This window comes from Flavobacterium sp. (assembly GCF_027531905.1).
Lineage (GTDB): Bacteria > Bacteroidota > Bacteroidia > Flavobacteriales > Flavobacteriaceae > Flavobacterium.
The window spans coordinates 1-1,466 of the sequence record NZ_JAPZSU010000072.1 but is presented as its reverse complement, the minus strand read 5'-3'; the positions used below and the strand labels follow the sequence as shown (position 1 = coordinate 1,466).

The window sequence follows — 1,466 nt, the reverse complement described above, 5'->3', positions numbered from 1 at the left end:
GACCTAGTTTGTAGTTAACTAAGATGGTTAGCTAAAAACTGTATTTGATTCTTTAACTTGTCCTTGTTATACTCGAAAAAGCTCGGAAGTATAAAAGTTTATGCTGCTATTTTTTTTTCGGAAAAATAGGTTGTAATGGGAAACTCTTTGTTTTCCTAGACAAAAATAATTACTTTTTCAAAAAAACACTTTTCTATTTTTTTGTTGGGTATTTTATTCTCTGGAAGTCCCTAGGAATATCGGCTTTAAATTCTCTGCCTAATTCTTCTTGAAGGATAAATTCATCCGTAAATGGCATTTGAGGCAAAGTGAGAATTTTCTTTAAATTCTCTGATTGACAGATTCGGCAGTGATTTTTTAAGTGAATTTTAGCTTTCATAAATTTGCGATGTTCAGGTATAAATTAAAGGATTCTGAGTAGGCAATGCCCACAGTTTCTCAAGATCAGCTCTCGGTTTTCCCAGTTGTAAGACAACTTTGATAATATTCGATTTGTTGGCGGGTAAGGTCTTGGGATTGTACCTTATCCTACCGTAGCTGTTTTTTGTCCTCATATTTGGATAATTGGGAGTAAAAAATATCATAACCTTTCTGACTTACTTTTGTATCAGCATAGACGAAACTACAGCGATTACAACATAGTATATCACATCCAGTTGAGATGGGATGACCTTCAGGTAAAACAGAATTTTGTGTGTGAAGAATTTCATCCTTTTCTTCTTGACAAATCGGACAATTTTGCAGTGATTTTTTCTAATTCATGGTGTAAATTCTAAAATATAGATTTTTATTACATTCACTCTATCCAATGGGATAAGAAAAGGGTAACTTAAAAAAGAGATAACAAACAAGTCCATTATATTGTCTAATTGACGAGATTGACTAAAATTTCTGGTCAGAAAAAACATCCAAAAAAATAAAAAGGTTCCCAAAAATGCGAACAATGCAAATTTACCTACGTTCCAGCAAAACTCTCGGATAATCGCTGTTATCTACTCTAACATCTTCCCCGTTAATCCTAGAAATACCCCAATCCAGAAGATCCCTTCTATGATTTTATCAGCATTTGACAAGTATGCTACAAGGTTTCTGGTTCAACGCCTAATTCCCTTAATTTTTCAACTAATTTTTGCCGTAACACTCGCTCCTGTTCGAGTTGATATTCAGTTTGTGCGACTCGTTCACTCCCCCATAATAACAGATTGCCCGACAGATACCACCAACGTAACCAATAGGCTGTCACTTCAGCTTTTTTTCCCTGCCAGACTCCCAAAAATAAGTTAATCTCTGCTATCCAATAACGATTGTTTTCATCAGGTTTTTGCTGTCCATACCTTCCTTGATTTAATCGATAAACATCTAATTCTCCTGTTTTTGGCTGAAAAATTCCATAGACAGGTACTTGTAAGATTTGCTCGTAAAAATACCATTTTCCATAGGGATAGTGAGGGTTGATGGAATATTCA

General features: G+C 34.7%; 2 protein-coding genes. Both read right to left on the bottom strand.

The features are described 5' to 3' along the window. Positions 1-193 precede the first annotated feature (193 nt). Positions 194-379, bottom strand: coding sequence for a hypothetical protein (locus O9307_RS14515; RefSeq protein ID WP_002795373.1), 186 nt, complete (start codon positions 377-379; stop codon positions 194-196). 699 nt (positions 380-1,078) lie between these two features. Then, a partial coding sequence (locus O9307_RS14510) for a Uma2 family endonuclease (protein WP_298300704.1) occupies positions 1,079-1,466 on the bottom strand: 388 nt, incomplete at its 5' end.